Raw genomic sequence first — 1,214 nt, 5'->3', positions numbered from 1 at the left:
GTGGTTCTTTCTTATTCAGAAAGAGCGGTATTATGCAATGATTCTTGCAACAACACCCGCACCTACAGTACGACCACCTTCACGGATTGCGAAACGTAAACCATCATCCATCGCGATTGGGTGAATCAGAGTCACGATCATGTTGATGTTGTCGCCTGGCATTACCATCTCTACGCCTTCTGGCAGTTCGATAGTACCGGTTACGTCAGTTGTACGGAAGTAGAACTGTGGACGGTAGCCTTTGAAGAATGGAGTATGACGACCACCTTCATCTTTGCTCAGAATATATACTTCTGATTCGAATTGAGTGTGTGGCTTGATTGAACCTGGTTTAGCCAGTACTTGACCACGTTGAATTTCTTCACGTTTAGTACCACGCAGCAGAACACCAACGTTCTCACCCGCACGACCTTCGTCCAGCAGTTTACGGAACATTTCAACGCCAGTACAAGTTGTTTTCGCGGTCGCTTGAATACCAACGATTTCAACTTCTTCACCAACTTTGATGATACCACGCTCAACACGGCCTGTTACTACAGTACCACGACCAGAGATTGAGAATACGTCTTCGATTGGCAGCAGGAATGGCTTGTCAATTGCACGCTCTGGTTCTGGGATGTAAGAATCCAGGTAACCTGCTAATTCAACAATTTTTGCTTCCCACTCTGGGTTGCCTTCCAGCGCTTTCAGTGCTGAACCGCGAACAACTGGAGTGTCATCGCCTGGGAAATCGTACTGAGACAGAAGTTCACGAACTTCCATTTCAACTAATTCTAACAGTTCTTCGTCGTCTACCATGTCACATTTGTTCAGGAAAACGATGATGTAAGGAACACCTACTTGGCGACCTAACAGGATGTGCTCACGAGTTTGTGGCATTGGACCATCAGTCGCAGCAACAACCAGAATTGCACCGTCCATCTGCGCAGCACCAGTGATCATGTTTTTAACATAGTCGGCGTGTCCTGGGCAGTCTACGTGTGCGTAGTGGCGAGTTGGTGTGTCATATTCTACGTGAGATGTAGAAATGGTGATACCACGCGCTTTTTCTTCTGGTGCGTTATCGATTTGATCGAATGCACGAGCGTTACCGCCGTAGGTTTTAGCCAGAACAGTAGTGATAGCTGCTGTCAGGGTAGTTTTACCATGGTCAACGTGGCCGATTGTACCAACGTTAACGTGCGGTTTTGAACGTTCAAATTTTTCTTTAGACA

Annotated in this window: 1 protein-coding gene; it reads right to left on the bottom strand. The window is 46.7% G+C overall.

What is annotated here, in order from left to right:
• Nucleotides 1-30 precede the first annotated feature (30 nt).
• Nucleotides 31-1,214, bottom strand: a 1,184-nt coding sequence (tuf, locus tag PR795_RS18060) for an elongation factor Tu (protein ID WP_154601249.1), incomplete at its 5' end; no start/stop codon positions are given.

Origin of the sequence: Providencia sp. PROV209 (assembly GCF_028479485.1) — a bacterium.
GTDB classification, from domain to species: domain Bacteria; phylum Pseudomonadota; class Gammaproteobacteria; order Enterobacterales; family Enterobacteriaceae; genus Providencia; species Providencia alcalifaciens.
This window is presented reverse-complemented; position numbering and strand designations above follow the sequence as displayed.